Source organism: Micromonospora sp. NPDC051924, assembly GCF_055586005.1.
The window spans coordinates 74,984-100,742 of the sequence record NZ_JBVJJA010000029.1 but is presented as its reverse complement, the minus strand read 5'-3'; the positions used below and the strand labels follow the sequence as shown (position 1 = coordinate 100,742).

Annotated in this window: 26 protein-coding genes and 1 other RNA gene; 8 read left to right on the top strand and 19 right to left on the bottom strand. The window is 72.9% G+C overall.

All coding sequences use genetic code 11. The features are described from left to right. Window positions 1-98: 98 nt before the first annotated feature. The 5 genes from ACZ6S5_RS22705 to glnA form a co-directional block, all read right to left on the bottom strand. A complete protein-coding gene (locus tag ACZ6S5_RS22705) occupies window positions 99-3,092 on the bottom strand; it encodes a carbohydrate binding domain-containing protein (protein WP_466003423.1) in 2,994 nt (997 codons plus the stop codon). A 256-nt stretch (window positions 3,093-3,348) separates the two neighbouring features. Further along, entirely contained in the window at window positions 3,349-3,720 is a 372-nt protein-coding gene (locus tag ACZ6S5_RS22700; protein WP_466003421.1) for a VOC family protein, read from the bottom strand. 102 nt (window positions 3,721-3,822) lie between these two features. Further along, entirely contained in the window at window positions 3,823-4,515 is a 693-nt protein-coding gene (locus ACZ6S5_RS22695) for a helix-turn-helix transcriptional regulator (RefSeq protein WP_466003419.1), read from the bottom strand. Window positions 4,516-4,548: 33 nt separating this feature from the next. Beyond that, the gene (locus tag ACZ6S5_RS22690) at window positions 4,549-4,974 is read right to left on the bottom strand and encodes a DUF350 domain-containing protein (RefSeq protein WP_466003417.1); all 426 of its coding nucleotides are present in this window, start codon (window positions 4,972-4,974) and stop codon (window positions 4,549-4,551) included. 81 nt (window positions 4,975-5,055) lie between these two features. Further along, entirely contained in the window at window positions 5,056-6,405 is a 1,350-nt protein-coding gene (gene glnA / locus ACZ6S5_RS22685; RefSeq protein ID WP_466003415.1) for a type I glutamate--ammonia ligase, read from the bottom strand. 231 nt (window positions 6,406-6,636) lie between these two features. On the opposite strand from glnA, the gene ACZ6S5_RS22680 reads away from it, so the two are divergent. Then, window positions 6,637-8,400 (top strand): NAD+ synthase, encoded by a 1,764-nt coding sequence (locus ACZ6S5_RS22680; RefSeq protein ID WP_466003413.1) that lies wholly within the window; start codon window positions 6,637-6,639, stop codon window positions 8,398-8,400. Window positions 8,401-8,527: 127 nt separating this feature from the next. Beyond that, window positions 8,528-9,373 (top strand): 3-methyl-2-oxobutanoate hydroxymethyltransferase, encoded by an 846-nt coding sequence (panB, locus tag ACZ6S5_RS22675; RefSeq protein ID WP_466003411.1) that lies wholly within the window; start codon window positions 8,528-8,530, stop codon window positions 9,371-9,373. A 47-nt stretch (window positions 9,374-9,420) separates the two neighbouring features. Here the strand turns inward: panB and ACZ6S5_RS22670 are convergent, their stop codons facing one another. Next, a complete protein-coding gene (locus ACZ6S5_RS22670) occupies window positions 9,421-9,864 on the bottom strand; it encodes a VOC family protein (protein ID WP_466003409.1) in 444 nt (147 codons plus the stop codon). Window positions 9,865-9,968: 104 nt separating this feature from the next. Here ACZ6S5_RS22670 and ACZ6S5_RS22665 point away from each other — a divergent pair, with 104 nt between their 5' ends. Next, entirely contained in the window at window positions 9,969-10,607 is a 639-nt protein-coding gene (locus ACZ6S5_RS22665; RefSeq protein WP_466003407.1) for a ribonuclease FAU-1 family protein, read from the top strand. 2 nt (window positions 10,608-10,609) lie between these two features. Here the strand turns inward: ACZ6S5_RS22665 and npdG are convergent, their stop codons facing one another. From npdG to ACZ6S5_RS22645, 4 genes are all read right to left on the bottom strand, one after another. After that, window positions 10,610-11,308, bottom strand: coding sequence for an NADPH-dependent F420 reductase (npdG, locus tag ACZ6S5_RS22660; RefSeq protein WP_466003405.1), 699 nt, complete (start codon window positions 11,306-11,308; stop codon window positions 10,610-10,612). A 98-nt stretch (window positions 11,309-11,406) separates the two neighbouring features. After that, on the bottom strand, window positions 11,407-12,954 hold the full coding sequence (locus ACZ6S5_RS22655; protein WP_466003403.1) for an RNB domain-containing ribonuclease: 1,548 nt from the start codon (window positions 12,952-12,954) through the stop codon (window positions 11,407-11,409). 72 nt (window positions 12,955-13,026) lie between these two features. Then, window positions 13,027-14,013: a hypothetical protein gene (locus ACZ6S5_RS22650; RefSeq protein ID WP_466003401.1), complete on the bottom strand. Its 987-nt coding sequence runs from the start codon at window positions 14,011-14,013 to the stop codon at window positions 13,027-13,029. 76 nt (window positions 14,014-14,089) lie between these two features. Next, window positions 14,090-14,293: a hypothetical protein gene (locus ACZ6S5_RS22645; RefSeq protein WP_123241265.1), complete on the bottom strand. Its 204-nt coding sequence runs from the start codon at window positions 14,291-14,293 to the stop codon at window positions 14,090-14,092. Between the two features lie 136 nt (window positions 14,294-14,429). On the opposite strand from ACZ6S5_RS22645, the gene ACZ6S5_RS22640 reads away from it, so the two are divergent. Continuing rightward, window positions 14,430-14,879, top strand: coding sequence for a hypothetical protein (locus ACZ6S5_RS22640; protein WP_466003399.1), 450 nt, complete (start codon window positions 14,430-14,432; stop codon window positions 14,877-14,879). A 67-nt stretch (window positions 14,880-14,946) separates the two neighbouring features. Here the strand turns inward: ACZ6S5_RS22640 and ACZ6S5_RS22635 are convergent, their stop codons facing one another. Both ACZ6S5_RS22635 and ACZ6S5_RS22630 read right to left on the bottom strand, forming a co-directional pair. Next, window positions 14,947-15,921: a hypothetical protein gene (locus tag ACZ6S5_RS22635; RefSeq protein ID WP_466003397.1), complete on the bottom strand. Its 975-nt coding sequence runs from the start codon at window positions 15,919-15,921 to the stop codon at window positions 14,947-14,949. Continuing rightward, a complete protein-coding gene (locus ACZ6S5_RS22630; RefSeq protein ID WP_466003395.1) occupies window positions 15,915-16,247 on the bottom strand; it encodes a PadR family transcriptional regulator in 333 nt (110 codons plus the stop codon). Before ACZ6S5_RS22630 ends, ACZ6S5_RS22635 begins: the two co-directional genes overlap by 7 nt. Before the next feature lie 85 nt (window positions 16,248-16,332). Between ACZ6S5_RS22630 and ACZ6S5_RS22625 the strand changes: the two genes are divergently transcribed. After that, window positions 16,333-17,397, top strand: a complete 1,065-nt coding sequence (locus ACZ6S5_RS22625; RefSeq protein WP_466003393.1) for a DNA glycosylase AlkZ-like family protein — start codon at window positions 16,333-16,335, stop codon at window positions 17,395-17,397. Window positions 17,398-17,425: 28 nt separating this feature from the next. Further along, complete coding sequence (locus tag ACZ6S5_RS22620) at window positions 17,426-17,764, top strand: glyoxalase superfamily protein (protein WP_466003391.1); 339 nt, start codon at window positions 17,426-17,428, stop codon at window positions 17,762-17,764. Between the two features lie 413 nt (window positions 17,765-18,177). On the opposite strand, the gene ACZ6S5_RS22615 is transcribed toward ACZ6S5_RS22620, so the two are convergent. The 3 genes from ACZ6S5_RS22615 to ACZ6S5_RS22605 all read right to left on the bottom strand — a co-directional run bounded on the left by ACZ6S5_RS22615 (window position 18,178) and on the right by ACZ6S5_RS22605 (window position 19,600). Then, the gene (locus ACZ6S5_RS22615) at window positions 18,178-18,729 is read right to left on the bottom strand and encodes a phosphotransferase family protein (protein WP_466003389.1); all 552 of its coding nucleotides are present in this window, start codon (window positions 18,727-18,729) and stop codon (window positions 18,178-18,180) included. Window positions 18,730-19,029: 300 nt separating this feature from the next. Further along, window positions 19,030-19,439: RNase P RNA component class A (gene rnpB / locus ACZ6S5_RS22610), an RNA gene on the bottom strand. A gap of 38 nt (window positions 19,440-19,477) precedes the next feature. Next, on the bottom strand, window positions 19,478-19,600 hold the full coding sequence (locus ACZ6S5_RS22605) for a hypothetical protein (protein WP_466003387.1): 123 nt from the start codon (window positions 19,598-19,600) through the stop codon (window positions 19,478-19,480). A 122-nt stretch (window positions 19,601-19,722) separates the two neighbouring features. On the opposite strand from ACZ6S5_RS22605, the gene ACZ6S5_RS22600 reads away from it, so the two are divergent. Continuing rightward, window positions 19,723-20,484, top strand: a complete 762-nt coding sequence (locus ACZ6S5_RS22600) for a sulfite exporter TauE/SafE family protein (RefSeq protein WP_466003385.1) — start codon at window positions 19,723-19,725, stop codon at window positions 20,482-20,484. Between the two features lie 69 nt (window positions 20,485-20,553). Here ACZ6S5_RS22600 and ACZ6S5_RS22595 read toward each other — a convergent pair whose 3' ends face one another. Next, window positions 20,554-21,786, bottom strand: coding sequence for an MFS transporter (locus ACZ6S5_RS22595; RefSeq protein WP_466003383.1), 1,233 nt, complete (start codon window positions 21,784-21,786; stop codon window positions 20,554-20,556). 56 nt (window positions 21,787-21,842) lie between these two features. Between ACZ6S5_RS22595 and ACZ6S5_RS22590 the strand changes: the two genes are divergently transcribed. Further along, window positions 21,843-22,310: a MarR family winged helix-turn-helix transcriptional regulator gene (locus tag ACZ6S5_RS22590; protein ID WP_466003381.1), complete on the top strand. Its 468-nt coding sequence runs from the start codon at window positions 21,843-21,845 to the stop codon at window positions 22,308-22,310. 54 nt (window positions 22,311-22,364) lie between these two features. Here the strand turns inward: ACZ6S5_RS22590 and mctP are convergent, their stop codons facing one another. From mctP to ACZ6S5_RS22575, 3 genes are all read right to left on the bottom strand, one after another. Next, the gene (gene mctP, locus ACZ6S5_RS22585; RefSeq protein ID WP_466003379.1) at window positions 22,365-24,020 is read right to left on the bottom strand and encodes a monocarboxylate uptake permease MctP; all 1,656 of its coding nucleotides are present in this window, start codon (window positions 24,018-24,020) and stop codon (window positions 22,365-22,367) included. Next, the gene (locus ACZ6S5_RS22580) at window positions 24,017-24,259 is read right to left on the bottom strand and encodes a DUF3311 domain-containing protein (protein WP_262282281.1); all 243 of its coding nucleotides are present in this window, start codon (window positions 24,257-24,259) and stop codon (window positions 24,017-24,019) included. The genes mctP and ACZ6S5_RS22580 overlap by 4 nt, the downstream gene beginning before the upstream one ends. Before the next feature lie 276 nt (window positions 24,260-24,535). Further along, window positions 24,536-25,759 carry a bifunctional RNase H/acid phosphatase gene (locus tag ACZ6S5_RS22575; protein WP_466003376.1) on the bottom strand — a complete coding sequence of 408 codons (1,224 nt, stop codon included), beginning with the start codon at window positions 25,757-25,759 and terminating at the stop codon, window positions 24,536-24,538.

Below are 25,759 nucleotides of genomic sequence, written 5' to 3'. Positions count from 1 at the left end.
CCCCCCCCCCCCCCCCCCCCCCCCCCCCCCCCCCCCCCCCCCCCCCCCCCCCCCCCCCCCCCCCCCCCCCCCCCCCCCCCCCCCCCCCCCCCGCCCGTTCAGCGCAGGTACGGCCCGTCCCCGCCGATCTTGCCCGGTGCCGGGTTGCCGGGCAGGTCGAGCACGTAGACCCGCAGGTTGCCCTTGCCGTTGACCTGGGCGGCGAGGGTGCCGTTGGTGACCGTCTGCACGTTCCCGGTGACCGCGTCGACGTAGCGGCCGTTCGGGATGCCGCTGAAGGTGGCGCCGCCGGAGACGGTGACCAGTGCGAAGCTGTCCACCGTGCCGGCGGTGAACCGCCGCTGGTACGCGAGGGTGTTCCCGCTGATCCCGTCGGTGGAGTACTGCCCCTTCTGCAGGGCGGGGACGGCCCGGCGGATCCGGTTCAGCCGCTGCACGTGCCGCACCAGCGGCTGGCTCAGCGTGGTCGCCACCGCCCCGCTGGCCGAGCCGACCACGCCGAAGTCGGTGGCCGTGACGCTGCCGGCCAGGCGGTCGCCGTAGTAGGCGCGGCCGGTGGTCGCGAGCGGGCAGGTCGGCCCGCAGTCGATCCGGGCCCCCTTCTGGAACTCGACCTCAGAGCCGTAGTAGAGCGTGGGGATGCCCCGGAACGTCCACATCAGGCTCATGTTCTCCGCCCAGGCGTCGGTGCCGCCCGCGTACCGGGTGGAGGACTTGTTCGGCCCGTAGTCGTGGCTGTCGACGTAGACCACGTTGTAGGTGGCGTCGTTGTAGCTGTCGTCGGAGTCCCTGCCGTTGAGGAACGCGTTGGTGGCGTCGCTGAAGTTCATGTGCATGCGCATGTCGATGACGTTCATGCCGGAGAACTTCGAGTGGTCCGGGGCGTGGTAGTCGTTCCGGCGCAGGAAGGCGTTGTCGCTGGTGGGCTGGCCAGCGGGACCCAGTAGCTGCTCGTAGTCGTACTGCTCGATCGCGGCCTTGACGTCGTCCGGGCTGTACTCCTTGCGCTCCGCCCAGGTGAAGAACTGGGCGGAATGGTTGACCGAGCCGCGGTTCCACTTGTCGTTGACGAACGCGGCGACCTCGCCGAAGACGTAGAAGTCCTTGCCCTTCTCGCCGAACCGGGCGACCGCGTGCTGCTGGATGGCGGGCAGGAAGCGCCGGTTCCAGGTGACCCGCGGGACGTGCACGGCGGTGTCGATCCGGAAGCCGTCCACCCCCATGTCGATGTACCGGTTGTACGCGTTGATCAGGTACTGCTGCACGGTGGCGTTCTCGGTGTTGAAGTCGGCCAGGTCCTCGTGCAGCCAGCAACTGCGCGCGTCCTCGCCCTCCCAGTTGCCGATCCAGCACTGGTGGTAGAGGTCGGCGGGGAAGAGCCGGCTGGTCGGGGTGGGCCACTGGCAGGTGTAGATCGGGTAGCCCTCCGGGCTGCGCGCGCCGGTCGGCGTACCCCAGTTGGGGCACTGGTTGCCGGTGGGCGCGGCGGACGACCACAGGTCGCCGTTGTAGGGGCGCCCCTTTGCCTTGGCGTTCTGCTCGGGGGTCAGCGCCGGGTCGGTCCCGGCCGCCTCGACCAGCGGGTCGTACTCCCGGCCCGCCTGCGGCTGGTCGTAGTACCACTTCCACTGGTCGTCCCGGACGCCGTAGACGGTGGGCACGAAGAGGCCCTTGGCACCCCAGCGGGAGCTGTGGTTGTAGACCACGTCCTGGAAGATCTTGATGCCCTTGGCGTGGGCCGCGTTGATCAGGTCCTGGTAGGAGGCGCCGGGGCTCTCCAGGCGCGGGTCGACCCGGTAGAAGTCCCAGCCGTGGTAGCCGTGGTAGTCGTAGTCGGACCGGTTGAGCACCACCGGGGTGATCCAGATCGCGGAGAAGCCGAGCCCCTTGATGTAGTCGAGCCTGTCGATCAGTCCCTGGAAGTCGCCCCGGAACATCGGGTCGTTGTTGGCCGCGTTGCCCGACGCCACGTGCTGGCTGCCGCCCCGGTCGTTGGTGGTGTCGCCGTCGGCGAAGCGTGCGGTCATGACGAAGTAGATGCTGTCCTCGCGCGGGTCGCCGCCGAGCGGCGCGCCGCCGACCGGGGCGCTCCCGGTGGTCGCGGTGGCGGGCGCGCTCGCCGCGGACCGGTTGCCGGCCGCGTCCAGCGCGCGCACGGTCCAGGTGTACGTCGTCAGCGGCGCCAGGTCGTACGCCACGTACCGGGTGGTGGTGCTGGTGACGGTGGTGCCGCCGACGCCCCCGGTGCGGGTCAGCTCGTACCCGGTGACACCCCGGTCGTCGGTGGCGGCGGCCCAGGTGAGGGTGACGGCCAACCCGTCGGCGACGGCGGTGAGCCCGCCCGGGGTCGACGGCGGCGTGGTGTCCGGGCTGGTCGGGGCGCACGGGTCAGCGGCGCCGGCGGTCACCACCCCGTTGTCGACGGTGCTGCGCCCGGTGCCGATGGTGTAGTCGGCGGTGTTGTTGTTGTCCCAGGCGCCGGCGTTGTCGTTGAAGGCGGCGGTCAGCCCGGTGGCGGCGCCGAGGTCGACGACCCGGCCGGCCCAGCCGGCGCAGCGCACCTCCATGGCCGCCCCGGGCGCGGTGGTCCAGTTGCCACCGTCGGGTCGGTAGTGGATGTTCGCGGCGGTCCAGCCGCGCGGGGTGAGGTGGTACCAGACCTCGACGGTGTTGCCGGACGGGCTCGGCGACGGGGTGGGCGTGGCGCACGGGTCGCCGGTGCCGATTCTTCCGGCGGCGACGGTGACCGTGCCGGTGCCGAGCCGGTAGTTCGCCCCGTTGTTGTTGTCCCAGGCGCCGCCGCCGTCGGTGAAGACGACCTGGAGGCCGGTGGCGGTGCCGAGGTCGATGGTCTTGCGCCGCCAGCCGGTGCAGCCGCTGTCCATCGGCACGCCGGGCACCGGGGTCCAGGCGGCACCGTCGATGCCGTAGTGGATGTTGACCGACGTACCCCAGGCGGCCGGTGGCTGGTAGTAGACGGTGACGGTGTTGGCCGCGGCGGCCGCAGTGAACGGCGGCAGCGCGGCGACCAGGCCGGCGACGAGCGCGAGCACGCCCCAGCGGCGTCGGATGGTGGTGGCTCTCCGCCTCATGGTGGCTCTCCCTGGCGTCCGCGCCCGCCGCACGGGCGCAAGAGGATGAAGGCGTTGCAAGAACTTGCGGGACGCGGTGCCAGGAAGTTATCAGCTTCGATCCCCGGAAACCAGGGGTTCACAATCGACGGGCGTCAACATTTTTGCGACTTGGTCATGGAAAGACTTGCACCTGCGGCAACGCCTTTCGTAGGCAGGTGCCGGGTCCGGGTGTGGTTGTCCGCCATCGGGGCGACGACAACCACACCCGCCTCCGTCATCCCGCGGCCGGCGGGGTGAAGACGCCGAGGTGATTGCCCGACGGGTCGAGCAGGTGCGCGAAGGCCAGCCCGCTCGGCGTGGTGCGCAGCGGCACCAGCACCTTGCCACCGGCCGCCTCGGCCCGGCGGCAGGTCTCCGCCACGTCCGCCACCTCGGCGTAGAAGATCGCGTAGTTCGGGGAGTCGCCGTTGGTGGCCCGGATCGCGCCGCCGATTCCCTGCTCCCCACCGGCCGTCGTCTGCCGGTACGACGCACCCGGGCCGCCCTGCTCCTCGAACGTCCAGCCGAACAGGTCGGCGTAGAAACGCTCGACCTCCTCGGGCCGGTCGGAGCCGATCTCGAACCAGGTGACGGGCGTGCTGGACATGCTTCCTCCTCGGTGCGCCGGCCGCTCGGCCGGCGTCGTCAGGAGTCAGCCTCGGGGACGTCCGCGACACCGTCCTGTCGGTGTTTCCGAACGTTCTCGGCCTCAGACCAGGCTAAGCGGGTGCACCCGGTCGTGCGGGATGTCGATGTCCTCCGGGCGCAGCTCCCGGCTGACCGTCTCGGCCAGCGGGCGCACCGAGACGATCCGGTCGGTACGGAAGCAGCGCAGCCCGTCCCGCAGCCGGCACCAGGCGACCAGGTACCAGTGCGTCGGATTGCCCAGATAGGCCAGCGGCTCCACGTCGCGCACCGAGTCCACGCCGGCGCGGTCCGCGTACCGCAGGCGCAGCACCCGCCGCGCGGCGACGGCGTCGGCGACGGCGGCCGGGACGGGCGCGACCGGCCCGCCGCCGATGAGCCGCACCCGGCCGGCCAGGTGGTGGGCCTCGGCCACGTCGGCGGCCGGCATCACCGCGACCAGCTTGCGCAGCGCCGCGCCGGCGGCGGCGGCGAACGGCGTGCCGCCGAGGCGGTGCAGCGCCACGGCCATCGCCACCGCCTCGCCGGGGCTCAGGTTGACCGGCGGCAGGGTGCGCGCCCGGTCGACCACGTAACCGCCGGTGCGGCCCGGCTCGGCCCAGATCGGCACGCCGGCGCCTTGGAGCGCGGCGATGTCCCGCTCGATGGTCCGGGCGCTGACCTCGAAGCGCTGGGCCAGCCAGCGGGCGCTGCGCGGCCGCGGCGACACCGCCCGCAGCTCCTCGACCAGGGCGTAGAGACGGTCGGTCCGGTTCACGCCCCGGACGCTATGCCCCGGGTACGACAGCGCTCAGGCGATGCAGGCGCAGACGATCAGCGCCGCGCCGAAGTGGGTGGCGGCGCTGACCCGGGCCGCCGGGTGCGGGTCGTCGGAGCAGATGACTTCGCCCAGCTTGCCGGGGGTGAGCAGGTCGAGCACGAAGAAGGCCAGCGCCATCACCAGCAGGCCGACCACGCCGAAGATCACCGTGGAGGCGAGGCCTTTCTCGAAGTCGCGGTAGCTGGTCAGGATGGCGGTGAAGACGATCCCGGCGATGCCGAGCTGGTTGGCGGCGAGCAGCAGCGCCGCGTTGCCGTTGCGGCGCACCCAGATCAGCTCGCGCAGCTTGCCCGGGGTGAGCAGGTCGACCAGCACGAAGCCGGCCGCCAACAGGCCCACCCCGACGATGCCGAACACGATGCTCTGCCACGCCCCGTTGAGCAGATCTCCCAGCACCGAACGCCTCCCCCGGCTCGCCCGCCCGACGCGGCTGCCGGGGCGGTGCCGCAGACGATAGCGGCACCGCACCAGTCCGATCTAGAGCGAGAGGTAGCGCTGCCGCTCGTACGGGGTGACCTCGCGGCGGTACTGCTCCCACTCGGCCCGCTTGTTGCGCAGGAAGAAGTCGAAGACGTGCTCGCCGAGGATCTCGGCGACCAGCTCCGAGCCGGCCATCACGTCGATCGCCTCGGCCAGGTTCTCCGGCAGCGCCTCGTACCCCATGGCCCGGCGCTCCGCGCTGCTCAGCGACCAGACGTCGTCCTCGGCACCCGGAGGCAGCTCGTACCCCTCCTCGATGCCCTTGAGGCCGGCGCCGAGCATGACCGCGAAGGCCAGGTAGGGGTTGGTCGCCGAGTCCGGCGAGCGGACCTCCACCCGGGCCGAGTTCGGCTTGCCGTAGGCCGGCACCCGGACCAACGCGGACCGGTTCAGATGGCCCCAGCAGACGTACGCCGGGCTCTCGGTGATCCGGTCCGGCAGGGCCTGCGGGAAGAGCCGCTTGTACGAGTTGACCCACTGATTGGTGACCGCCGTGTATTCCCGGGCGTGGGTGAGCAGCCCGGCGATGAACGACTTGGCCACCTTGGAGAGCTTCATCGGGTCGCCGGCGTCGTGGAACGCGTTGCGCTCCCCCTCGAACAGCGACAGGTGGGTGTGCATGCCGCTGCCCGGCTGGTCGGTGAAGGGCTTCGGCATGAAGCTGGCCTGCACCCCGGTGGAGAGCGCCACCTCCTTCACCACGTGCCGGAAGGTCATGATGTTGTCGGCGGTGGTCAGCGCGTCGGCGTAGCGCAGGTCGATCTCCTGCTGGCCGGGGGCGACCTCGTGGTGGCTGAACTCCACCGAGATGCCGATCCGCTCCAGGGCCAGCACCGCCTGGCGGCGGAAGTCCCGGGCCACCGCGTGGGTGGTGTGCTCGAAGTAGCCGCCGGTGTCCACCGGGGTCGGCACCGAGCCGTCGTTGGCGCCGTTCTCCAGCAGGAAGAACTCGATCTCGGGATGGGTGTAGAAGGTGAAGCCCTTCTCGGCGGCCTTGGAGAGCGCCCGGCGCAGCACGTGCCGCGGGTCGGCCCAGGAGGGGGTGCCGTCGGGGAGCAGGATGTCGCAGAACATCCGGGCGCTCTCGCCGCTGACCCCGCCCTCGAACGGGAAGACCTGGAAGGTGGTGGGGTCGGGCATCGCCACCATGTCGGACTCGAAGACCCGGGCGAAGCCCTCGATCGCCGAGCCGTCGAAACCGATGCCCTCCTCGAACGCCGCCTCCAGCTCTGCGGGGGCCACCGAGACGCTCTTGAGCGTGCCGAGCACGTCGGTGAACCACAGCCGGACGAACCGGATGTCCCGCTCTTCCAGCGTACGGAGGACGAACTCCTGCTGACGGTCCACTTCCACCCCTCGTTGCACGTACGTCCGGCGCCGGTCGGGCCGGTCCGGCCTGACCGCCCAGTCTCCACCCGCCTCGTTACGCCGACGTTACGTCACCACCCCGGGAGCCGTCCCGCCGTGTCCCGCCCCGGGGACGCCGCTTCGGCCCGCCGGCTCGCCGCCCGGTGCGGGTGTCCGGTGTCTCCCGCGTCCGGCCCGGTTCGGCCCGTCCGGCTGGGGCAAGATGAAGGCATGCCCACCCTGCGTCTCGCGCTGTGCCAGGTCGACCCCACCGTCGGCGACATCGCCGGCAACGCCGACCTGGTCCGTGCCTGGACCCGCAAGGCCGCGGACGCCGGCGCCCAGCTCACCCTCTTCCCGGAGCTGATGCTGACCGGGTACCCGGTGGAGGACCTGGTGTTCCGCCGCTCCTTCGTCGCGGCGTCCAGGGCCGCGTTGGAGCGGCTCGCCGCCGACCTGGCCGCCGACGGGCTCGGCGACCTGCCGGTCATGGTGGGCTACCTGGACGCGGACGGCCCGCCCCAGGTGAGCGCCGACGCCGAGCCGGGCAGGGGTGCCCGCAACGCCGCCGCGCTGCTGCACCGTGGCGCGGTCGTGGCCACCTACTTCAAGCACCACCTGCCCAACTACGGCGTCTTCGACGAGGACCGGTACTTCGTTCCCGGCGACACCCTGACCGTGGTGCGGATCGGCGGGGTGGACGTGGCGCTGACCATCTGCGAGGACCTCTGGCAGGCCGGCGGCCCGTTCGCGGTGGCCCGCCGGGCCGGCGTCGGGCTGGTGCTCAACATCAACGGCTCGCCGTACGAGCTGAACAAGGACGACATCCGGCTGCCGCTGGTCCGCCGCCGGGCCGCCGAGGCCGGCGCCACCGTCGCGTACGTGAACATGGTCGGTGGCCAGGACGAGCTGGTCTACGACGGCGACTCGATGATCGTCAGCGCGGACGGCATGCTGCTCGCCCGGGCGCCGCAGTTCGTCGAGCACCTGCTGGTGCAGGACGTCGAGCTGCCCCCGGCGAAGGAGCCGGTCGACCACGGCGACGAGCTGGCCGACGAGATGCGGATCGTCCGAGCCAAGGTCAGCGACATCCTCCCGCCCGCCCCCAGCGGCGCGGCCGCGCACGGCGGGATCATCGAGCCGGTCGCCGACGAGGCCGAGGTGTGGCAGGCGCTGGTGCTGGGCCTGCGCGACTACGTCAACAAGAACCGCTTCCCGTCGGTGGTGCTCGGCCTCTCCGGCGGCATCGACTCCGCCGTCTGCGCGGCCATCGCGGTCGACGCGCTCGGCCCGGGCCGGGTGGTCGGGGTGTCGCTGCCCAGCCAGCACTCCTCCGAGCACTCCCGGGCCGACGCGGAGGAGCTGGCCAAGCGGACCGGCCTGGACTACCGGATCGAGCCGATCCAGCCCATGGTGGACACCTTCCTGGCCAACATGTCGCTCTCCGGGATCACCGTGGAGAACCTCCAGGCCCGGGTACGCGGCGTGATCCTGATGGCGCTGTCGAACCAGGAGGGTCACCTGGTCCTCACCACCGGCAACAAGAGCGAGCTGGCGGTCGGCTACTCCACCCTCTACGGCGACTCGGTGGGCGGCTACAACCCGATCAAGGACGTCTGGAAGACGCTGGTCTGGCGGCTGGCCAAGTGGCGAAACGCGGACGCCGATCGCCGGGGCGAGACCCCGCCGATCCCGGAGAGCTCGATCGGCAAGCCGCCGTCGGCGGAGCTGAGCCCCGGCCAGCTCGACAGCGACACCCTGCCGGCGTATGACGTGCTCGACCCGATCCTGATCGGCTACGTCGACGGCGACCTGGGCCGGGACGGGCTGATCGCGTCCGGCCACGACCCGGCGGTCGTGGACAAGGTGCTGCGGATGGTGGATACCGCCGAGTACAAGCGCCGGCAGTCCGCGCCCGGCACCAAGATCTCCATCAAGGCGTTCGGGCGGGACCGCCGGCTGCCGATCACCAACCGCTGGCGCGAGCACGGCTGACCACCTCCCCGTTCCGGGCCGGGGAAGTGAAATCCTCCACTCCGGCCTGCCCCCGGCCGGTTCTCCGGTGCGACGATCGCGGCGGAACCCGGGGACCGCGAGCGCGGCCTCGAGGAAGGAGAGAGTCATGGTGGAGTCCACCCCGACCGAGGTGACCGCCCTCTACGGCGGGCCGGCCACCCGGCGGGTCCGCACCCGCGACCTGATCGCCGCCAAGGAGCGCGGCGATCGCTGGGCGATGCTCACCTCGTACGACCAGTACACCGCCTCGATCTTCGACCAGGCCGGGATCCCGGTGCTGCTGGTCGGCGACTCGGCGGCGAACAACGTCTTCGGCTACGAGACCACCCTGCCGGTGACCGCCGAGGAGCTGCTGCCCCTGGTCCGCGCGGTGGTCCGGGCGACCCGGCACTCGCTGATCGTCGGTGACCTGCCCTTCGGCTCGTACGAGGAGGGGCCGACGCAGGCACTGAGGACCGCGGTGCGGTTCATGAAGGAGGGCGGCTGCCACGCGGTGAAGTTGGAGGGCGGCCGGCGGTGCGCCGCCCAGATCGAGGCGATCGTCGGGGCCGGCATCCCGGTGATGGCGCACATCGGCTTCACCCCGCAGAGCGAGCACACCCTGGGTGGCTACCGGGTGCAGGGCCGGGGCGACACCGCCGAGGAGGTGATCGCCGACGCCCGGGCGGTCGCCGAGGCGGGCGCCTTCGCGGTGGTGCTGGAGATGGTCCCGGGTGAGGTGGCCAAGCGGATCACCGCCGAGCTGCGGATCCCCACCGTCGGCATCGGCGCGGGCCCGGACACCGACGGCCAGGTGCTGGTCTGGCAGGACATGGCCGGGCTGCGCACCGGCAAGGCCCCGCGCTTCGTGAAGCGCTACGCCGACCTGGCCGGGGCGTTGACCGACGCCACCCGCCGCTTCGCCGACGAGGTACGCGGCGGCGAGTTCCCCGCCGCCGAGCACACCTTCTGACCGGTACGCCGGGCGGCGTGGCCCTCGGGCGCGCCGCCCGGGCCGGGTCAGACCACGCAGAACTCGTTGCCCTCCGGGTCGGCGAGCTGCACCGAGTAGTAGCCGTTGTCGGGGTCGTCCATCGACCCGAGCACCCGCGCGCCCAGCCCGGTCAGGCGGGCCACCTCGGCGTCGACGGCCGCCCGCCGGCGTGGCAGCGGCACCCCCCGGCCGCCGCCCACCTTCAGGTCGACGTGCAGCCGGTTCTTGACCGACTTCGGCTCGGGCACCGGCTGGAACCAGATGGTGGGGCCGGCACCCGTCGGGTCTTCCAGCCGGTCGAGGCAGTCACCTTCGCCGAGCTCCTCGGCGGGGATGCCGACCGCGAGGTACCAGTCGCGCCAGGTGGCGTGCCCGTCCGGCGGGGGCTGCGGCCGGTAGCGCAGCGCCTCGGCCCAGAACGCGACGAGCCGCGACGGCTCCCGACAATCGATCACCAGTTGCCACTCCATGCGGCGATGGTGCCGTACGGGTACGACGACGGGCGTCTGCCGACGATATCCGGACTCCGCGCAGCGGGACGACCGCGGCCGGCCGTTTCCGGTACGGTCTGGCGATGATCTTCGAGCCGGGGCGGGTCATCACCCGTCGTTATCTGCGCGGCGACCGGTGCACCTGGGTGCAGCCCATGCGGGTGGTGTCCGACAGCGAGGCCGGCCTGTTGCTCTGGCACCCGGCCGGCAGCGACTTCGCCCGGCTCGTCGACGCCGACGGCAACACCCAGCACGAGGTCACCATCGACCGGATGCGCGAGCCACGGCTGACCGTCCTGACCTGGCAGGAGTTCGACATCCTGGTGCTCATGCCGCCCGCGGCCGCGTACTCGGTGTGGTGGTTCTTCCGGGCCGGCGTCTTCGCCGGCTGGTACGTCAACCTCGAGGAGCCGTACGTCCGGCGGCCCGACGGCGTCGACACCAACGACCTCATCCTCGACATCGTCGTGACGCCAGAGCGGCACTGGGAGTGGAAGGACAGCGAGGAATTCGCCGAGCGCATCGGGAACCCGCTCTATTTCGACCAGGCCACCGCCGACGCCGTCCGGGCCGAGGGCGAGCGGCTGACCAGGCTCATCGAGGCGGGTGAGTTCCCGTTCGACGGCACCTACACCGACTTCCGGCCGGACGGGGGCTGGGCGGCGCTCCGGCTTCCCCCGGATCTCGTCGAGGCGCCGACTCCCGCCACCGCCGGCTCCTGACCTCAGAGGTCGGTCACGCGGATGCCGGCGTGCGCCTTGTAGCGCTTGTTGATCGCGATCAGGTTGGCGGTGAACGCCTCGATCTGGTGGGCGTTGCGCAGCCGGCCGGCGTAGATGCCCCGCATGCCGGGGATCCGGGCGGCCAGCGCGGCGACCACCCCGACCAGCTCCCGGTCCTCGGTGCAGATCAGCACGTCGAGGTCGATCCGGTCGACCTCCGGGTCGGCCAGCAGCGGCGCCGAGACGTGGTTGAACGCGGCGCACACCCGGGACTCGGGCAGCAGCCCGGCGGCCTGCTGGACGGCGCTGCCCTCGGCGACGGTGAGCGCGTACGGACCCTGCTTGTCGAAGCCGAGCGGGTTGACGCAGTCGACCACGATCTTGCCGGCGAGCGGTCCGGCCAGGGCCGCGACGGTGGCCGCGTGCCCGTCCCACGGCACCGCGATGATCACCACGTCGCTGCGCCGGGCGACCTCGTCGTTGTCCGCGCCGGACACCTCGGTGCCGGCCGGCACGCCGGGCAGCGCGGCGATCTCGGCGGCGGCCTGCGCCGCCCGCTCGGCCGACCGGGAGCCGATCAGCACGGTCTGCCCGGCCCGGGCGAACCGGTAGGCGAGCCCCCGGCCCTGGTCCCCGGTGCCACCGATGATGCCGACGGTCAGCCCGGAGACGTCGGGCAGCGTGGTCGCGTCGTAAGCCATGCCGCCATCCTCGCAAAGATCACCGCCCCGCACGCCGGCCCGGCCCTGTGACAATCCCCGCTGCCCCTGCGTTTCGGGCTGGGCCACAACGTCCGGGGTCAGGCGCGCTCGAAGAGGACCTTGCGCTCGGTCGGGTCCGCGGCGACCAGGCGGACCGCCACGCGCTCGCCGAGCGGCAGTTCACCGAGGCAGCGGGCGCGGACCGGCGGTTCGTCCAGGGCGACGGTGCCGCCGGGCGGCCGGCCCGCCTTGCCGCCACCGTTCCCACCCGGCCGCCCGTCACCGCTCCCGCCCGGCCGGTCCGGGGGTGCGCCGCCCGGGACCGCCGGCCGCTCCGCGCCGACGTGTCCGGGCTGGCGGGGCACCTCCGCGGCCGGGCGGGACCCGTCCACGTCCAGCACCGCCGCCTCGAAGGTCTCCCCCACCCGGTGGGACAGCAGCACCGCCTCGGCCAGCTCGACCGCGCCCCGGGTCGCCGCCGACGCGGTCCGGTCGGTGCTCCCCATCACCTCCGGCAGCTTGGACAGCGCGGCGCGGGCCCACTCGGGCACCTCGCGACCCTCGTGCAGGGCCAGGCAGACCTCGGTCGCGTACCGGTCGGCGAGCCGGCGCAGCGGCGCGGTCACGTGGGCGTACGCGGCGGCCACCCCGCCGTGCTCCGGCTGCTCCGGCAGCTCGCCGTCGAAGGCGGTGTACGCGGCCCCGCGCATCAGCTCGGCCGCCTGGTCGATGAAGGCCGCCGCCCGGGGCTGCGAGGCGTCGAGCCCGGCGAGCACCTCACCGACCGACATCCCCGCCGGCCAGTGCACACCCAGCGGGCCGGCGGCCAGCCGCAGCCGTTCCACCGCCTCCGGTTTCGGCGCCGGCATGGTCCGCAGCAGCCCGACCCGGCCGGCGAGCATGATGTCGGCGGCGGCCATCCCGGTCAGCAGGGAGATCTGCGCGTTGTGATCCTCCATCGGGCCCGGCCCGCGCAGCACCAGCCGCCAGCCGTCCCCGTCGGGCTCCACGTCCTGCTCGGGCAGCGGCAGGTTGATCGCGCCCCGGCGCAGCCCGCGGGCGGTGAGCAGGGCACCGATCTCGGGCAGCAGGGCGATCGGTTCGGGCAGCCGGCCGGCGTCGGCGGCGAGCTGCACGCCGACGTAGTCGAGCTTGGCCCGGCTGCGCACCCGGGCCCGCTCCAGGGCGACGGCGACCGTCGCGCCGTCGGCGTCGAGGTCGATGGTCCAGAGCACCGCCGCCCGGTCGGCGTCGGGCAGCAGGCTGGCCGCCCCCTCGCTGAGCGTGTGCGGGTGCAGCGGCACGTTGCCGTCCGGCAGGTAGACCGTCTGCCCGCGGCGCCAGGTCTCCTCCTCCAGCGCCCCGCCGGGGCGTACGTGTGTGGCGACGTCGGCGATCGCGTACCGGACCCGGAACCCGCCCCCGGGACGGCGGCTGAGGTGCATCGCCTGGTCGAGGTCGCGCGAGGTCGCCGGGTCGAGGGTGACGAGCGGGACGTCGGTCCGGTCGGCGACGCCGGGCAGCGGCGCGGCGGCCGCCTCGTCGGCCTCGCGCTGCGCCGCGGTCGGGAAGCTCTCGGGCAGTCCCAGCTCGCGGCGCAGCGCGCCGAAGTCGATGCGGGGCGCCAGTACGCGTCGGATCACCACGGGGTCAATCCTGACAGTGCGGCGCGTGATCCGCTTCCCGGCGCGCGGCCGGTGAGCGGTGGACCCCGGCCGTCAGCCGGTCGTCCTTCGGGTGCTCGCCGGCTTGGCCGTCGAGCGGCCCGCGGCGACCCGGGTGCCGGCCGGCTTCCGGGCCGCGGTCATCCGCTTGTGGGTACCGGTCGAGGTGCTCGTCCTGGCCTCGATCGCGCTCACCGCCCCGGCGGCCTTCCGGCCCGCCTTCCGCGCGGCGGTCGACGAGCTGGCCGTGGCCTTCTTCGCGGGCGCCTTGTTCGCCGCCGCCTTGCGGGCGCCGCCGCTCGGGCGGGTCGCGGTGGCCTTGGCGGCCGTGGTCTTCTTGGCCGGCGCCTTCTTGGCCGGCGCCTTCTTGGCCGTGGTCTTCTTCGCGGTGGTGGTCTTCTTCGCCGCCGGGCCGGTCTTCTTCACCGCGGCGGTGGCCTTCTTCCCGGTGGAGGTGACCTTCCGGGCCGCGGCCGTGGTCTTCGCGGGGGCCCGCTTCGCGGCCGTGGTCTTCTTCGCCGGCGCCTTCTTGGCCGCCGGCGCCTTCTTGGCCGCCGGCGGCTTCTTGGCCGCCGGCGCCTTCTTGGCCGCGGGGGCCTTCTTGGCCGCGGGGGCCCTCTTCGCCGCCGTGGTCTTCGCCGGCGCCTTCCGGGCGGGTGCCTTCTTCGCCGCCGTGGTCGTCTTCCTGGCGGCCGTGGTCGTCTTCTTGGCGGCCGTGGTCTTCTTGGCGGCGGCCGTCGTCTTCGCCGCCGTGGTGGTCTTCTTGGCGGGGGCCTTCTTGGCGGTGGTCTTGGTGGCGGGGGCCGTCTTGGCGGGTGCCTTCCGGGCCGCCGACACGACCTTCTTGGCGGCGGCCTTCCGGGCGACCGCCTTCTTCGCCGGCACCCGGCCGGCGCCGGCGCCCGAGGCGTTCGGCGACGCCTTGGTGACCGTGGCCGTCCTGGCCGTGGTCGCACCCACGGTCCGCTTCGCCGCGCTGGTCTTCTTCGCGGTCGTACGTTTCGCCGCCGGGCGGGTGGTGGCCTGCTGTGCTACGGCCATCTCGGTTCCCTCCTTGGGGACGTGCTCTCGCCCTCGCGGAGCACGGATCACCTCGACGCGGGCCGTCCCGCGCCGTCTACCTGTCCTCCCCGGCCCAACGGGCGTCCTCCGCGTCCCACGCTTCGTTGCGCTCCCGCACCTGCTGCAGGGCGTTCTCCGCGTCGGCGGCTGAGGCGTACGGTCCGAGAACGTGCTTCGCGGGGCACACGTCGGCATCGGTCTCGACCCGGTGGTGTCGCGTGCACCAGTAGTAGTGCCCACCACTTCCGTTGTCGCTCATGCGATCACTGTGCACCGGGAAGCGACCGACCGCCACCGGAACGCCCGAAATAACCGCTAATGTCCTCCACAGTAGACCGGCTCCTGGGCGACCGAAGGCGGAACCGGGAAAGACGGGGCAGCCGGGTGGTGGGTCGGTGACGGACAATCCGGGGGTGCGGTACGAGGGGGGACACTCAGCACGCCTGCGGCGCCGGCTGCTCGTCGGGACGGCGCTGGTGGTGGCCGCCACGGTGGGCGCGGCGGTGGCCCTGCCACTGCTGCGGGACCGGTCCCAGCGGCGGTTGGAACGCCGGGCCGACCGCGAGGTGACGGCGACCGCGCAGCGCACGCGCGCCGCCCTGCTGGCCGCGCCGTCGCCGCGGGAGGCCACGCTCCGGGACGCCGCCGCCGCGATGGACGGGGTCGAGGTGCTGACCGTGGAGGCCGGTGACGCCGGGGTCCGGCTGGTCTTCCGGGTACGTGTGGCGAAGACCGCGGCGTCGGTGTTCGGCTGGCAGCAGGCCACCGCCGCGGCGTGCTTCGCCCAGGTCGTACATCGGGCGGCCGCCCCGGCCGCGCTGGAGCGGCTGGCCTGCCCGCGGTGACCGGGCTCCACCGAACGGCCGGCACGGGGGCGTGCCCGGAGTGCGGCGCGACGGAGGCGGGTCCACGTCAAGTCGGCGACGACACCGGCGCCGGCGCCGGGACGCCGACCGGGCCCGCCGGCCGCGCCGCGCCGATGGCGTACGCCAGCGCGTACGGGGTGCAGGCCAGGTAGAGGAAGGGTTGCAGCTCCATCAGGTCGCTGACCAGGAAAATCTCCGAGGGTGTCGGTCGGGGTAGCCCAAAGGACGAGTCGGTCCAGCTGGTGAAGAGCCACAGCGGCGCGGACCTGCGGTCGATCGTGTCGCCCTGCGCCACCCCGTCGACGACGGTCTCCGGACCTCCGGAAAAGTGGTTGACCACCGTGAGCACCACTGCGAGGTCGGCGACGACGAGCGCGCCCAGCACACCGACCAGCCAGGCGGCCCGGGTCCGGCCGCGGCCGGCGAGGACCCCCGCGCCGAGGAGCACCAGGGCCAGGCCGGTGAGCCACACCAGCAGGCCCGGCGCGACCCGGACCAGGTCGTCGGTGGTCTCGTTCAGGGCGTACTCGGCGCCGACGGCGGTCAGGCCGACGGGCAGCACGATGCCGAGCGCGGTGCGGACCGGTCCGGTGCGGGCGTTGCGGGCGGCGCTGGCGCGGACAACGCGGGCCAGCAGCACCGCGAGGCCGGCGGTGAGGACGGTCAGCATCGCCGGCTGGGCGTCGGTCGCCCACGGCACCCGGGCGAGGGCCCGATTGACCACGACGCCCATCACCAGGCCCGCGGTCAGGATGATGACCAGGCAGGCTGGCGGGGCCAGCAGCAGGGTCGCGGCCATCCGGCGGGCCCGGGCATCGAACCGGACCCGGTCGACCACCGGCTCGCCGGCGCGGCTCACGGCCAGGCTGGCGGCGTAGCGCAGCATCCGCCACCGCTTCCCCTGCTCGGCCAGGACGTGCAGCTCGGCGTGCCATTCCCGGGACAGTTCGTCGTGCAGCGCCGCCGGCCAGCGGCGCACCGCCGCGCGCAGCAGCAGGCCGGCCAGCCGCCGGGTCACCACGCCGGGGCTCCGCTCGGCTCGGCGCCACCCCACGACCCCCGCCCACCCGGGGCGAGGGCGCGCAGCTCGGCCAGCGCCGGCCGGGCGGCGCGTACCCCCTCCGGGGTGAGGCGGTAGTAGCGGCGTGCGGGGCGACCGGCGGCGGCCGGGTCGACGTCCTCCCAGTCGGCGGCGAGCCATCCGGCCGCCTGGAGCCGGTGCAGCACCGGGTAGAGGGTGCCGCTGGGCAGGCCGGTGAGCTTCATCAGGTCGAGGCCGTAGCGCGGATCGTCGGGGTCGGTGAGGAGCGTGGCGAGCACCTTCGCCACGGGGATCGTCATCCGCATGAGGGGACTGTATCGAAACTCTACATAGGGTGCCGCCCCGTCGGCCGGGACGCAGGTTGTCCGCCGTCGGCAGTAGCCTCCCCGCATGGCACCGCACCGGCTCGACCGCGCCACCGCCCGCCGGGTCGCCGTCCGCGCCCAACTCCTCGACGCGGCGCGCCCCACCGACCTGCTGGCGGTGGTGGACCGGCTGACCTTCCTGCAGATCGACCCGACCGCCGCGGTGGCGCCCAACGCCGACCTGGTCGCCTGGACCCGGCTCGGCGCCGCGTACCGGCCGGAGCAGCTGACCCGGGCGCTGGAGGACGAGCGCGCCCTGTTCGAGCACCGGGCGATGATCCGGCCGATGACCGACCTGGGGCTGCACCTCGCCGACATGGCGGCCTGGCCGCAGGAGCCCCGCCGCCGCGACTGGCTGGCCGCCAACGACGCGTTCCGCCGGTACGTGCTCGACCTGCTGCGCGACTCCGGGCCGCTGCTCAGCCGGGACGTGGAGGACCGCAGCGCGGTGCCGTGGCCGTCGACCGGTTGGACCAACAACCGCAACGTCACCCAGTTGCTGGAGTTCCTCGCCGCGCGCGGCGAGATCGCCATCGCCGGCCGGATCGGGCGGCAGCGGACCTGGGACCTGGCCGAGCGGGTCTACCCGGCCGGCACGCCCACCGTCCCCGCCGAGGAGGCCCGCCGGGCCCGCGACGAGCGGCTGCTCCGCTCGCTCGGCGTCGCCCGCCCGCTGGTCGTCGGCGAGGCCGGCGAGCCGGCGGAGATCGAGGGTACGTCCGGCCCGTGGCGGGTCGACCCGGCCACGCTGGACGGCGCGGCGTTCGCCGGCCGCACCGCCCTGCTCTCCCCCTTCGACCGGCTGGTGCACGACCGCAAGCGCGCGCTGGAGCTCTTCGGCTTCGACTACCGCCTGGAGATGTACGTGCCGAAGGTGCAGCGCCGCTGGGGTTACTTCGCCCTGCCGGTGCTGCACCACGACCGGCTGGTCGGCAAGGTCGACGCGACGGCCGACCGCAAGGGCAAGGTGCTCCGGGTCGACGCGATTCACCAGGACGTCCCGTTCACCCCGGAGCTGACCCTCGGGGTGCACGCGGAGCTGGCGGCGCTGGCGTCCTGGCTCGACCTGCCGGAGTTGCGCCTCCCGTAGGGGGTCCCGGCGGGTCCACACTGCAGGGATGACGGAACGGCTGGCACCTGTCCTGCGGACCACCGACGCGAACGCCGCCGCGGCCTGGTACGCCCGCCTCGGCTTCACCAAGCAGTGGGAGCACCGCTTCGCGCCCGACCTGCCGCTCTACGTGAGCATCGCCCGGGGCGGCATGGAGATCCACCTGTCCGAGCACACCGGGGACGCCCGCCCGGACACGTTGCTCTACCTCTACGTCGACGACGTCGACGCGGTGGCGGTGGCCTGCGGTGGGGTCGAGGTCGAGGTGATGGACTGGGGACGCGAGTTCAAGGTGACCGACCCCGACGGCAACCGCCTGCGGGTGGGCACGGTCCCGACCTCGTGACGTGGTGCCGGCGTGAGCCGGCAGCCGTGGCTCTGGTCGGCTTCGCCGTGGTGACCCGCCGGTCGGGCGTCGTGCTCGCGACGATGCGTACCCATCCGGTGCCGGCGGTCCTGGTCGGCTGTGGCACCGCCCTGTATCAGGGTCTGTACTTCGTCGCTGTCCTGTTGGTCGGCGTCAGCGTCTCGACCGTCGTCTCGCTCGGCCTCGCGCCGATCCTGGCCGCCGTCTGGGAGCACGCCACCGCCCGGACCCAGCCGTCGATGCGGGAATCGGGGGTGCTGGCGGCCGCGCTGGCCGGACTGGTGTTGATCAGCGTGACCGCAGGACACGGCGCGCCGGCGCCCGGCGACGAACCGGGCCTCGGACTCGTCCTTGCCGTATCGCCCACCAGCTCAGAGGCCGCGTGCGCCCGCTCACGCCGGACCCAGTGCGGCAGTGAGGGCCTCCTGGTTGGCCTCGACGTAGGCGAGTTCGCGTTGGGTCCAGGCGAGCACCTCGGCAGAGCGTGCGCGCAGGACGGACGCCGCCTGGTCGTCGAGCATGTCCTGCCAGAACGCCGCGTTGCGACGTAAGCGCTCGCGGATCGCGGCTGGTAGGCGGCCACGGTCCGACGGGCTTAAGCCGTAGACGTCCGCCAGGATCCGCACCTGGCGGGCCTGTTCCGCCGCGGGCCCCCGGTCGGGTCGTGACGAGATGCACCACGCCCACGCCAGGTACCCCACGTCCTCCAACGGGTGGCCAGGCGCCGCGAAGTCGAAGTCGATGAACGCGACCGGCCGACCGTCGCGGAAGACCGTGTTGTTCGGACCGGGGTCGTGATGGCACACCACCTCACCCCCGAGACCGGACGCCAGCTCCCGCGTGGCGTCATGCAGCTGTCGCAGCAGCCGCGCCGCCTGTCCGACCTGGTCGTCGGTGAAGTGCTGCCACCGTTGAGGAACATGGCCGGGCACGAACGACAACATGTCCCGGCCGTGTCGGTCCCACCCCAGGTGCTGAGGGCAGCCGGCGAAGCCCTTCGTGGCGAGATGAGTCAGCAGTCGCGCCACGAACCGCGACGTGGGCGAGGCCGGGCGACGCACCGTGTCTCCGACCCGGACCACACCGGCAGTCAAGCGGCCCCCCGCCAAGGGTTGTTCCGAGCCGTGCTCGCCGCCGTGACCCATCTCGCGACCCTAACGGCGTTGCAGGCTGCGGCGACGCTGCGCGACCCCTGGAAACAACAGGTCAGCCACCCATGTACGGGTGACTGACCTGGTAGGCGACGGACGAGTCGACCTGTACGCCGGATTCTGTGACCGACGCGGCCCGAAGGCGCGTCGGCGGCGGCCATCCATCTCGGCCTGCCGTCGCCGGCAGGCTCCAGCGGCCTACCCGCAGACATCGGGCGGGCAGCCCTCGAGCGTCTGCGCGGGTCGTCATCTTGCGGTGACGGCCCTTTCTTGGCCTTGCTCCGGGTGGGGTTTACCGAGCCATCCCGGTCACCCGGGATGCTGGTGGGCTCTTACCCCACCGTTTCACCCTTACCGTCCCGTTTCGGGCCGGCGGTCTGTTTTCTGTGGCACTGTCCCGCGGGTCACCCCGGGTTGCCGTTAGCAACCACCCTGCCCTGTGGAGTCCGGACGTTCCTCGGCGACGGGCCGCAGCCCGTCGACGCGACCGCCCGGTCGACTCGTCCGTCGCGCACTCATCCTAACGACGCGGTCGCCGCGATCATTTCCCACCCGGCCGCGGGACGGTAGAAAGCCGGTCCGCTACCACGCTCAGCAGGTACGCGGTGCGCAGCAGGTCGGCGTACCGGGCCTGCACGAAGTCGCGGAACTCCGGGTCCTCCACCGGCCGACCCCCCGTCGTGACGACGCACGGCTCGCTCCCTTCGTGAGGTCCAGTCGCCGGGAACGACGCGGCAGGGCGGCGAAAAGTTGAGTTCCGGCCGGGGCGTACTAGCCTCCGGGTCCATGAACATCTCCGACGCCGCGCTCCTGCTCGCCGCCGGTCTCGCCGCGGGCACGGTGAACGCGGTGGCCGGCGGAGGTTCTCTGATCACCTTCCCGGCCCTGATCGCCACCGGCCTGCCCCCGGTCCCGGCCAACGTCAGCAACTCGGTGTCGGTCTTCCCCGGCTACGTGGCCAGTGTGGTGGGTAGCCGGGCGGACCTGCCGCCGGCCCGCCGGATGGCGCCGCTGATCCCCACCACGATCCTGGGCACGCTGGTCGGCTGCGTCCTGCTGCTGGCCACCCCGGCGCGGGCGTTCGAGCTGGTGGTGCCGTTCCTGGTGCTGGGCGCGACCGCCGTGCTGGCGTTCCAGGATCCGCTGCGCCGGCTGGTCGGCCACCCGGCCGACCTCAGCCCACGCCGCCGGACGGTCACCGTGCAGGCGATGGTCGGGCTCGGCTCGGTGTACGGCGGTTACTTCGGCGCCGCGCTCGGCGTGATGCTGGTGGCCGGGCTGGCCCTGGTGCTGGACACCACCCTGGCCCGGGTGAGCGCGATCAAGAACCTGCTCTCGGCCGTGGTGGGGCTGACCACGCTGGTGGTGTTCGCGCTCTTCGGCCCGGTGAACTGGGCGGCGGTCGCGGTGGTCGCGCCGGCCACCCTGGTCGGCGGGTACGCCGGCGCCCGGCTCGTCCGCCGGCTCCCGCCGGTGGTGCTGAAGACGCTCATCGTCATCTTCGGCACCACCATCGGCCTCTACCTGCTCTGGCGCGCCCTGCGCTGAACCTTCGCGGGACGACGAACCGCCCGGCGCGACGCTGCGCCGGGCGGTCCGCCCACCAGGAGGGGAAGGTCAGTACGCCTCGCCGACCGGCTCCTCGGGGGCGTGCTCGTTGCGCCGGGCGGCCGAGTTCCACCGGGACCAGAGCACCCGCTCGCCGTAGCCGGCGGCCATCACGTGCGCGAAGGCGAGGTAGACCAGCACGCCCACGGCGAGCACCCCGAAGCCGACCCAGAACGGCAGGGCCAGCCCGTGCTCGGCGAGCTTGCCGGAGATAATCGGGGCCGGCGCGGCGGCGCCCCAGCGGACCAGGTTGAACGCGCCGGTGGCGACGCGGCGGTCGCTGGAGCCGAGGCCGAGCGCCAGGTCGGTGAGGTTGGCGTTGGCCAGGCCCATGAACAGGCCGGCGAGCACCAGCACCACCAGCGACATCGCCGTGCCGGTGGAGGTGGCGAAGAGGACCATGCAGACCAGCAGGCCGGCGATGGCGACGCCGACGGTCTGCACCGCGCCGATCCGGTGCGCCAGCCGGTGGCCGATCAGCAGGATGCCGGCGGCCAGGCCGAGGCCCCAGCCGGTGAAGGCCAGCCCCAGCGGGATGACGTCGAGGTGCAGGTACAGCGGGGTGTAGCCGAGCACCACGAAGAAGACGAAGTTGTAGGCGGCGGTGACCACGCAGAGGGTGACGAACGCCGGCTTGCGGTAGGTGGAGAAGATCTGGCCGACGCGCACCGGGGCCTGCTTGCGGGCCGGCTCGCGGAGCTTGCGCGAGGCGACGGCGAGCGCCAGGACCATGAACACGCCGCAGACGAAGAAGGGCAGTCGCCAGCTCACCTCGCCGAGCAGGCCGCCGATCAGCGGGCCGACGGCGAAGCCGAGGCCGAGCGCGGTCTCGAAGAGGCCGACCACCCATTCCCGGTCGTTGGCGAGGTTGACCAGCACCACCATGGCGGTGGCGAAGAACATCGCGTTGCCCAGGCCCCAGACGCCGCGCAGCGCGGAGAGCCGCACGATGTCGTTGCTGAACGACGCGAGGATCGCGGCCAGGCCGACCACCGAGACGCCGGTGATCAGCACGGGCTTGAAGCCGAACTTCCCGCTGGCCAGGGTCGCCGGGATCATGCCGACCGCCATCACCGCGATGTACGCGGTGAAGAGCAGCTCGACCTGCCACGCGGTGACACCGATCGCCTCGCCGATGGCCGGCAGGATCGGGTCCACCACGGCGATGCCGGCGATGGCGAGGAAGGCCACCAGCGTGGTGGCGTAGATGGCACTGCGGTTGGGTTCGGAACGCCGATCCACTCCGCAACCTCCCAGATAGCTGTATCGTACAGGTAATTCAGTTGTATCATACAGCTATGAGGGACGACGCCAACGCGGAAGACGTCACACTCGGCCGGATCGAGACCGAGGTCGCGCTGCTCATGCGGCTGGGCGAGGCGACCCGCCGGGCCACCGGCACCGCCGAGCACCGGGTGCTGGACCGCGCCGCCTATGTGATCCTGCGGCACCTGGACAAGGCCGGCCCGCAGAACGTCTCGGCCCTGGCCGCCCGGCTGAACCTGGACGGCTCCACGGTCACCCGGCAGGTCTCGGCGCTGCAGCGGGACGGCCTGATCGCGCGTACCCCGGACCCGGCCGACGGGCGCGGCACGGTGATCTCGCCCACCCCCGCCGGCCTGCAACGGATGGCCGCGGTCCGGGCCGCCCGCACCCGGCTCTACGGCGACATCCTCGCCGGCTGGTCCCCCGACGACCGGGACACCCTCGCCGACCTGCTGCACCGGCTCAACGAGGCCCTGGACGCGCGCAACCGGCGCCGCTGAGGACACGACGAGGCCCCCGGGCGCCGCGAACGGCGCACCGGGGGCCTCGTGGGTTCAGGCGACGGGCTCCCGGGCGGAGTCCGCGTCGCGCTCGGTGCCCGGGGTGACCCGCGGGTCGCCCTCGTCGGCGAAGTAGTCGTCCGGGGTGGTGCCATCCACCCCGTCGGCCACCTTCGCCGCCCGCAGCACCAGGGTGAGCAGCGCAGCCACCACCAGGTTGACCAGCACCGCCACGATCCCTACGTAGATCGTCTTCTTGGTGTCGAAGCCGAACTCGGAGAGCGGGAAGGCCGAGCCGGCGAAGTGCTTCTTGCCGGTGGTCGGATTCCCGACCTGGTAGAGCATCCACATGCCCAGGCCCATGCCGGCCACCCAGCCGGCGATGAGCGCGCCCCGGTGGAACCAGCGGGTGTAGAGGCCCAGTGCCACCGCCGGCAGCGTCTGGAGGATGATCACGCCGCCGATGAGCTGCAGGTCGATGGAGAACTGCGGGTCGAGGAAGACGATGCAGGCCACCGCGCCGACCTTCACCACCAACGAGGTGATCTTCGAGACATTCGCCTCCTGCGCCGGGGTGGCGTCCCGCTTCAGGTACTCCTTGTAGATGTTGCGGGTGAACAGGTTCGCCGCCGCGATCGACATGATCGCCGCCGGCACCAGCGCGCCGATGCCGATGGCCGCGTACGCGACGCCCGCGAACCAGTCCGGGAACTGCTTGTCGAACAGCAGCGGCACCACCGTGTTGCCGTCGACGCTGCCGGCCTTGGCACCGGGCAGCGGCTTCACGCCCGCCGCGATGGCCATGTAGCCGAGCAGCGCGATCAGGCCGAGCAGCAGGCTGTACGCCGGCAGCGCGGACATGTTCCGCTTGATCACGTCCCGGTTCCGGCTGGCCAGCACGCCGGTGATGCTGTGCGGGTAGAGGAAGAGCGCCAGCGCCGAGCCGAACGCCAGGGTGACGTACTGGAGCTGGTTGTTGGCGTTGAGCAGGATGCCGTCACCCGGCGCCGGACTCGCCTTGAACTTCGCGTCCGCCGCGTCGAAGATGTGACCCCACCCGCCGAGCTTGTAGGGCAGGTAGATGACCGCCACCAGGATCACGATGTAGATCAGCGAGTCCTTGACGAAGGCGATCAGCGCCGGCGCACGCAGCCCGGACTGGTACGTGTACGCCGCCAGGATGGCGAACGCGATGATGATCGGCAGGTGCCGGGCCAGCGCGCTGTCCCCGGTCACGCCCATGGTCTTGAGCACCGCCTCGATGCCGACCAGCTGCAGCGCGATGTACGGCATGGTCGCCACGATGCCGGTGATCGCGATCAGCAGCGCGAGGATCGGCGAGTCGAAGCGGTTGCGGACGAAGTCCGCCGGGGTGACGAAGCCGTGCCGGTGCGAGACCGACCAGAGCCGGCAGAGCACCAGGAACACCAGCGGGTAGATGACGATCGTGTAGGGCACGGCGAAGAAGCCCGCCGCGCCGGCCCCGAAGATCAGCGCCGGCACCGCCACGAAGGTGTACGCGGTGTAGAGGTCACCGCCGACCAGGAACCAGGTGATCCAGCCGCCGAAGCTGCGCCCGCCCAGCCCCCACTCGTCCAGGTGCGCCATGTCGCGCGGCGCCCGCCACCGGGCCGCCACGAAGCCCATCGCGCTGACCAGCAGGAAAAGGAACGTGAAAACGATGATCTCGGTCAGGTGGTCCCGCATCACCGGTCACCCCGCTTCTTGGTCATCTGGTAGACCAGCGTGGTGGTGGCCACGCCGAGGATGATCCAGGCCAGTTGCAGCCAGTAGAAACGCGGGAACCCGAACAGCCGGGGTGAGTCGGCGTTGAAGAAGGCCGGGATCAGCGGCACCACGATCGGTATGAAGAGCAACCAGTTCCAGGGGCTGTGGTCCTTCGCCCTGGATCGCGCCGTAGTCGGCGCCTCCGGTTCTGGTGCAGCCATGTGACACACCTCCGGGAAGTCGTAACTTGCCATGTGACGGCCGGAGGCTACGGCCCTGTGAACGCGGTCACGTTCAACCGGACGACCGTGATGCGCCGAGCGGCGGCCCGCGTGCGCCGAACGGCGGGCACGTCCCGGGGAGGGGCTACGGCCATCCGGGCCGTGCCGTGCGGCCGCCGTCTTCGGAGCTGATGTCGCAGACGACTCAGCCGGTCGCTTTCCGGGCGCCCGGGATCACCGGGCCGGCCGCGCCGCGGCCGGGGTGGACCGCCGAGCTCAGCGGCCGGTCAGATGGGCGGTGTCGTTGACCGAGCGGACCGCGACGCCGCCGTCCGGGTAGAGGTCCAGCACCGAGATGCCGGCGGTGTCCAGGTAGAGCCGGTGCAGGAAGGCGTCGCCGGCGGCCAGGGCGTCGCGCAGCACCAGCTTGATCGGCGAGACGTGGGAGACCACCACGACGGTCTCTCCCGGGTACGCCGTACGCAGCCGCTCGACCGCCCGGCCGGTCCGCTCGGCGACCACGGCGAACGACTCGCCCTCGGGCGGGGCGATCCTCGGGGAGGCGAGCCAGGCGTCCAGCTCACCGGCCCAGCCCTCGCGGACCTCGGCGAAGGTGCGGCCCTCCCAGGCCCCGAAATCGCACTCGATCAGGTCGCCGTCGGGGCGTACCGGGGGGTTGCCGACCAGCGCGGCGATCGCCTCGGCGGTCGCAGTACACCGGGACAGCGGCGAGCTGACCACGGCCGCGACGGACGGCGCCAGCGTGGCCACCCGGGCGGCGGTGGCCGCGGCCTGGGCCCGCCCCCGGTCGGTGAGCGGGACGTCGCCGCGGCCCGAGTAGCGCTTCTGCACGGTCCGCTCGGTCTCGCCGTGCCGGACGAGGATCAGCCGGGTGGCCTCCTCGGCGGGCCGCGGTTCCCAGGAGGCGGGCGTGGTGGCCGGGTCGGTGCCGGTGGCCCGGCCGGTGGCGGCGCGGGCGGCCACCTCGCGGGCCGCGGCGCGGGCGGCCGAGTCGGGGGCGGCGACCTCGCGCGGCGGCTCCACGATCCGCGGCGACTCCACCGCGGGGCGGGCCGGAGCCCTACCGGCGGCGACGTCCATCGCCGCGTTGGCCAGCGCGTCGGCGTGCTTGTTGCGCTCCCGGGGCACCCAGCTGAACCGGACGCTGTCGAACCGGCCGACCAGGCCGGCGGCCTGCGCGGCGAGCGGGCGCAGCCCCGGGTGCTTGATCTGCCAGCGGCCGCACATCTGCTCGACCACCAGCTTCGAGTCCATCCGCGCCTCGACCTCGACCGCGCCCAGCTCGGCGGCGGCCTCCAGCCCGGCGATCAGGCCCCGGTACTCCGCGACGTTGTTGGTGGCGGTGCCGATCGCCGCGGAACGCTCGGCCAGCACCTCGCCGGTCTCCGGGTCCCGGACCACCGCGCCGTAGCCGGCCGGCCCCGGGTTGCCCCGGGACCCGCCGTCGGCCTCGACGACGACGACCGCGCGCACCGCCAC

Coding starts and splice junctions, on each gene's coding strand:
- ACZ6S5_RS22705 (WP_466003423.1), bottom strand. CDS start 3,092: ATGAGGCGGAGAGCCACCACCATCCGACGCCGCTGGGGCGTGCTCGCG.
- ACZ6S5_RS22700 (WP_466003421.1), bottom strand. CDS start 3,720: ATGTCCAGCACGCCCGTCACCTGGTTCGAGATCGGCTCCGACCGGCCC.
- ACZ6S5_RS22680 (WP_466003413.1), top strand. CDS start 6,637: ATGCCCACCCTGCGTCTCGCGCTGTGCCAGGTCGACCCCACCGTCGGC.
- panB (WP_466003411.1), top strand. CDS start 8,528: ATGGTGGAGTCCACCCCGACCGAGGTGACCGCCCTCTACGGCGGGCCG.
- ACZ6S5_RS22670 (WP_466003409.1), bottom strand. CDS start 9,864: ATGGAGTGGCAACTGGTGATCGATTGTCGGGAGCCGTCGCGGCTCGTC.
- ACZ6S5_RS22665 (WP_466003407.1), top strand. CDS start 9,969: ATGATCTTCGAGCCGGGGCGGGTCATCACCCGTCGTTATCTGCGCGGC.
- npdG (WP_466003405.1), bottom strand. CDS start 11,308: ATGGCTTACGACGCGACCACGCTGCCCGACGTCTCCGGGCTGACCGTC.
- ACZ6S5_RS22650 (WP_466003401.1), bottom strand. CDS start 14,013: ATGGCCGTAGCACAGCAGGCCACCACCCGCCCGGCGGCGAAACGTACG.
- ACZ6S5_RS22645 (WP_123241265.1), bottom strand. CDS start 14,293: ATGAGCGACAACGGAAGTGGTGGGCACTACTACTGGTGCACGCGACAC.
- ACZ6S5_RS22630 (WP_466003395.1), bottom strand. CDS start 16,247: ATGCGGATGACGATCCCCGTGGCGAAGGTGCTCGCCACGCTCCTCACC.
- ACZ6S5_RS22625 (WP_466003393.1), top strand. CDS start 16,333: ATGGCACCGCACCGGCTCGACCGCGCCACCGCCCGCCGGGTCGCCGTC.
- ACZ6S5_RS22620 (WP_466003391.1), top strand. CDS start 17,426: ATGACGGAACGGCTGGCACCTGTCCTGCGGACCACCGACGCGAACGCC.
- ACZ6S5_RS22615 (WP_466003389.1), bottom strand. CDS start 18,729: ATGTTGTCGTTCGTGCCCGGCCATGTTCCTCAACGGTGGCAGCACTTC.
- ACZ6S5_RS22600 (WP_466003385.1), top strand. CDS start 19,723: ATGAACATCTCCGACGCCGCGCTCCTGCTCGCCGCCGGTCTCGCCGCG.
- ACZ6S5_RS22590 (WP_466003381.1), top strand. CDS start 21,843: ATGAGGGACGACGCCAACGCGGAAGACGTCACACTCGGCCGGATCGAG.
- ACZ6S5_RS22580 (WP_262282281.1), bottom strand. CDS start 24,259: ATGGCTGCACCAGAACCGGAGGCGCCGACTACGGCGCGATCCAGGGCG.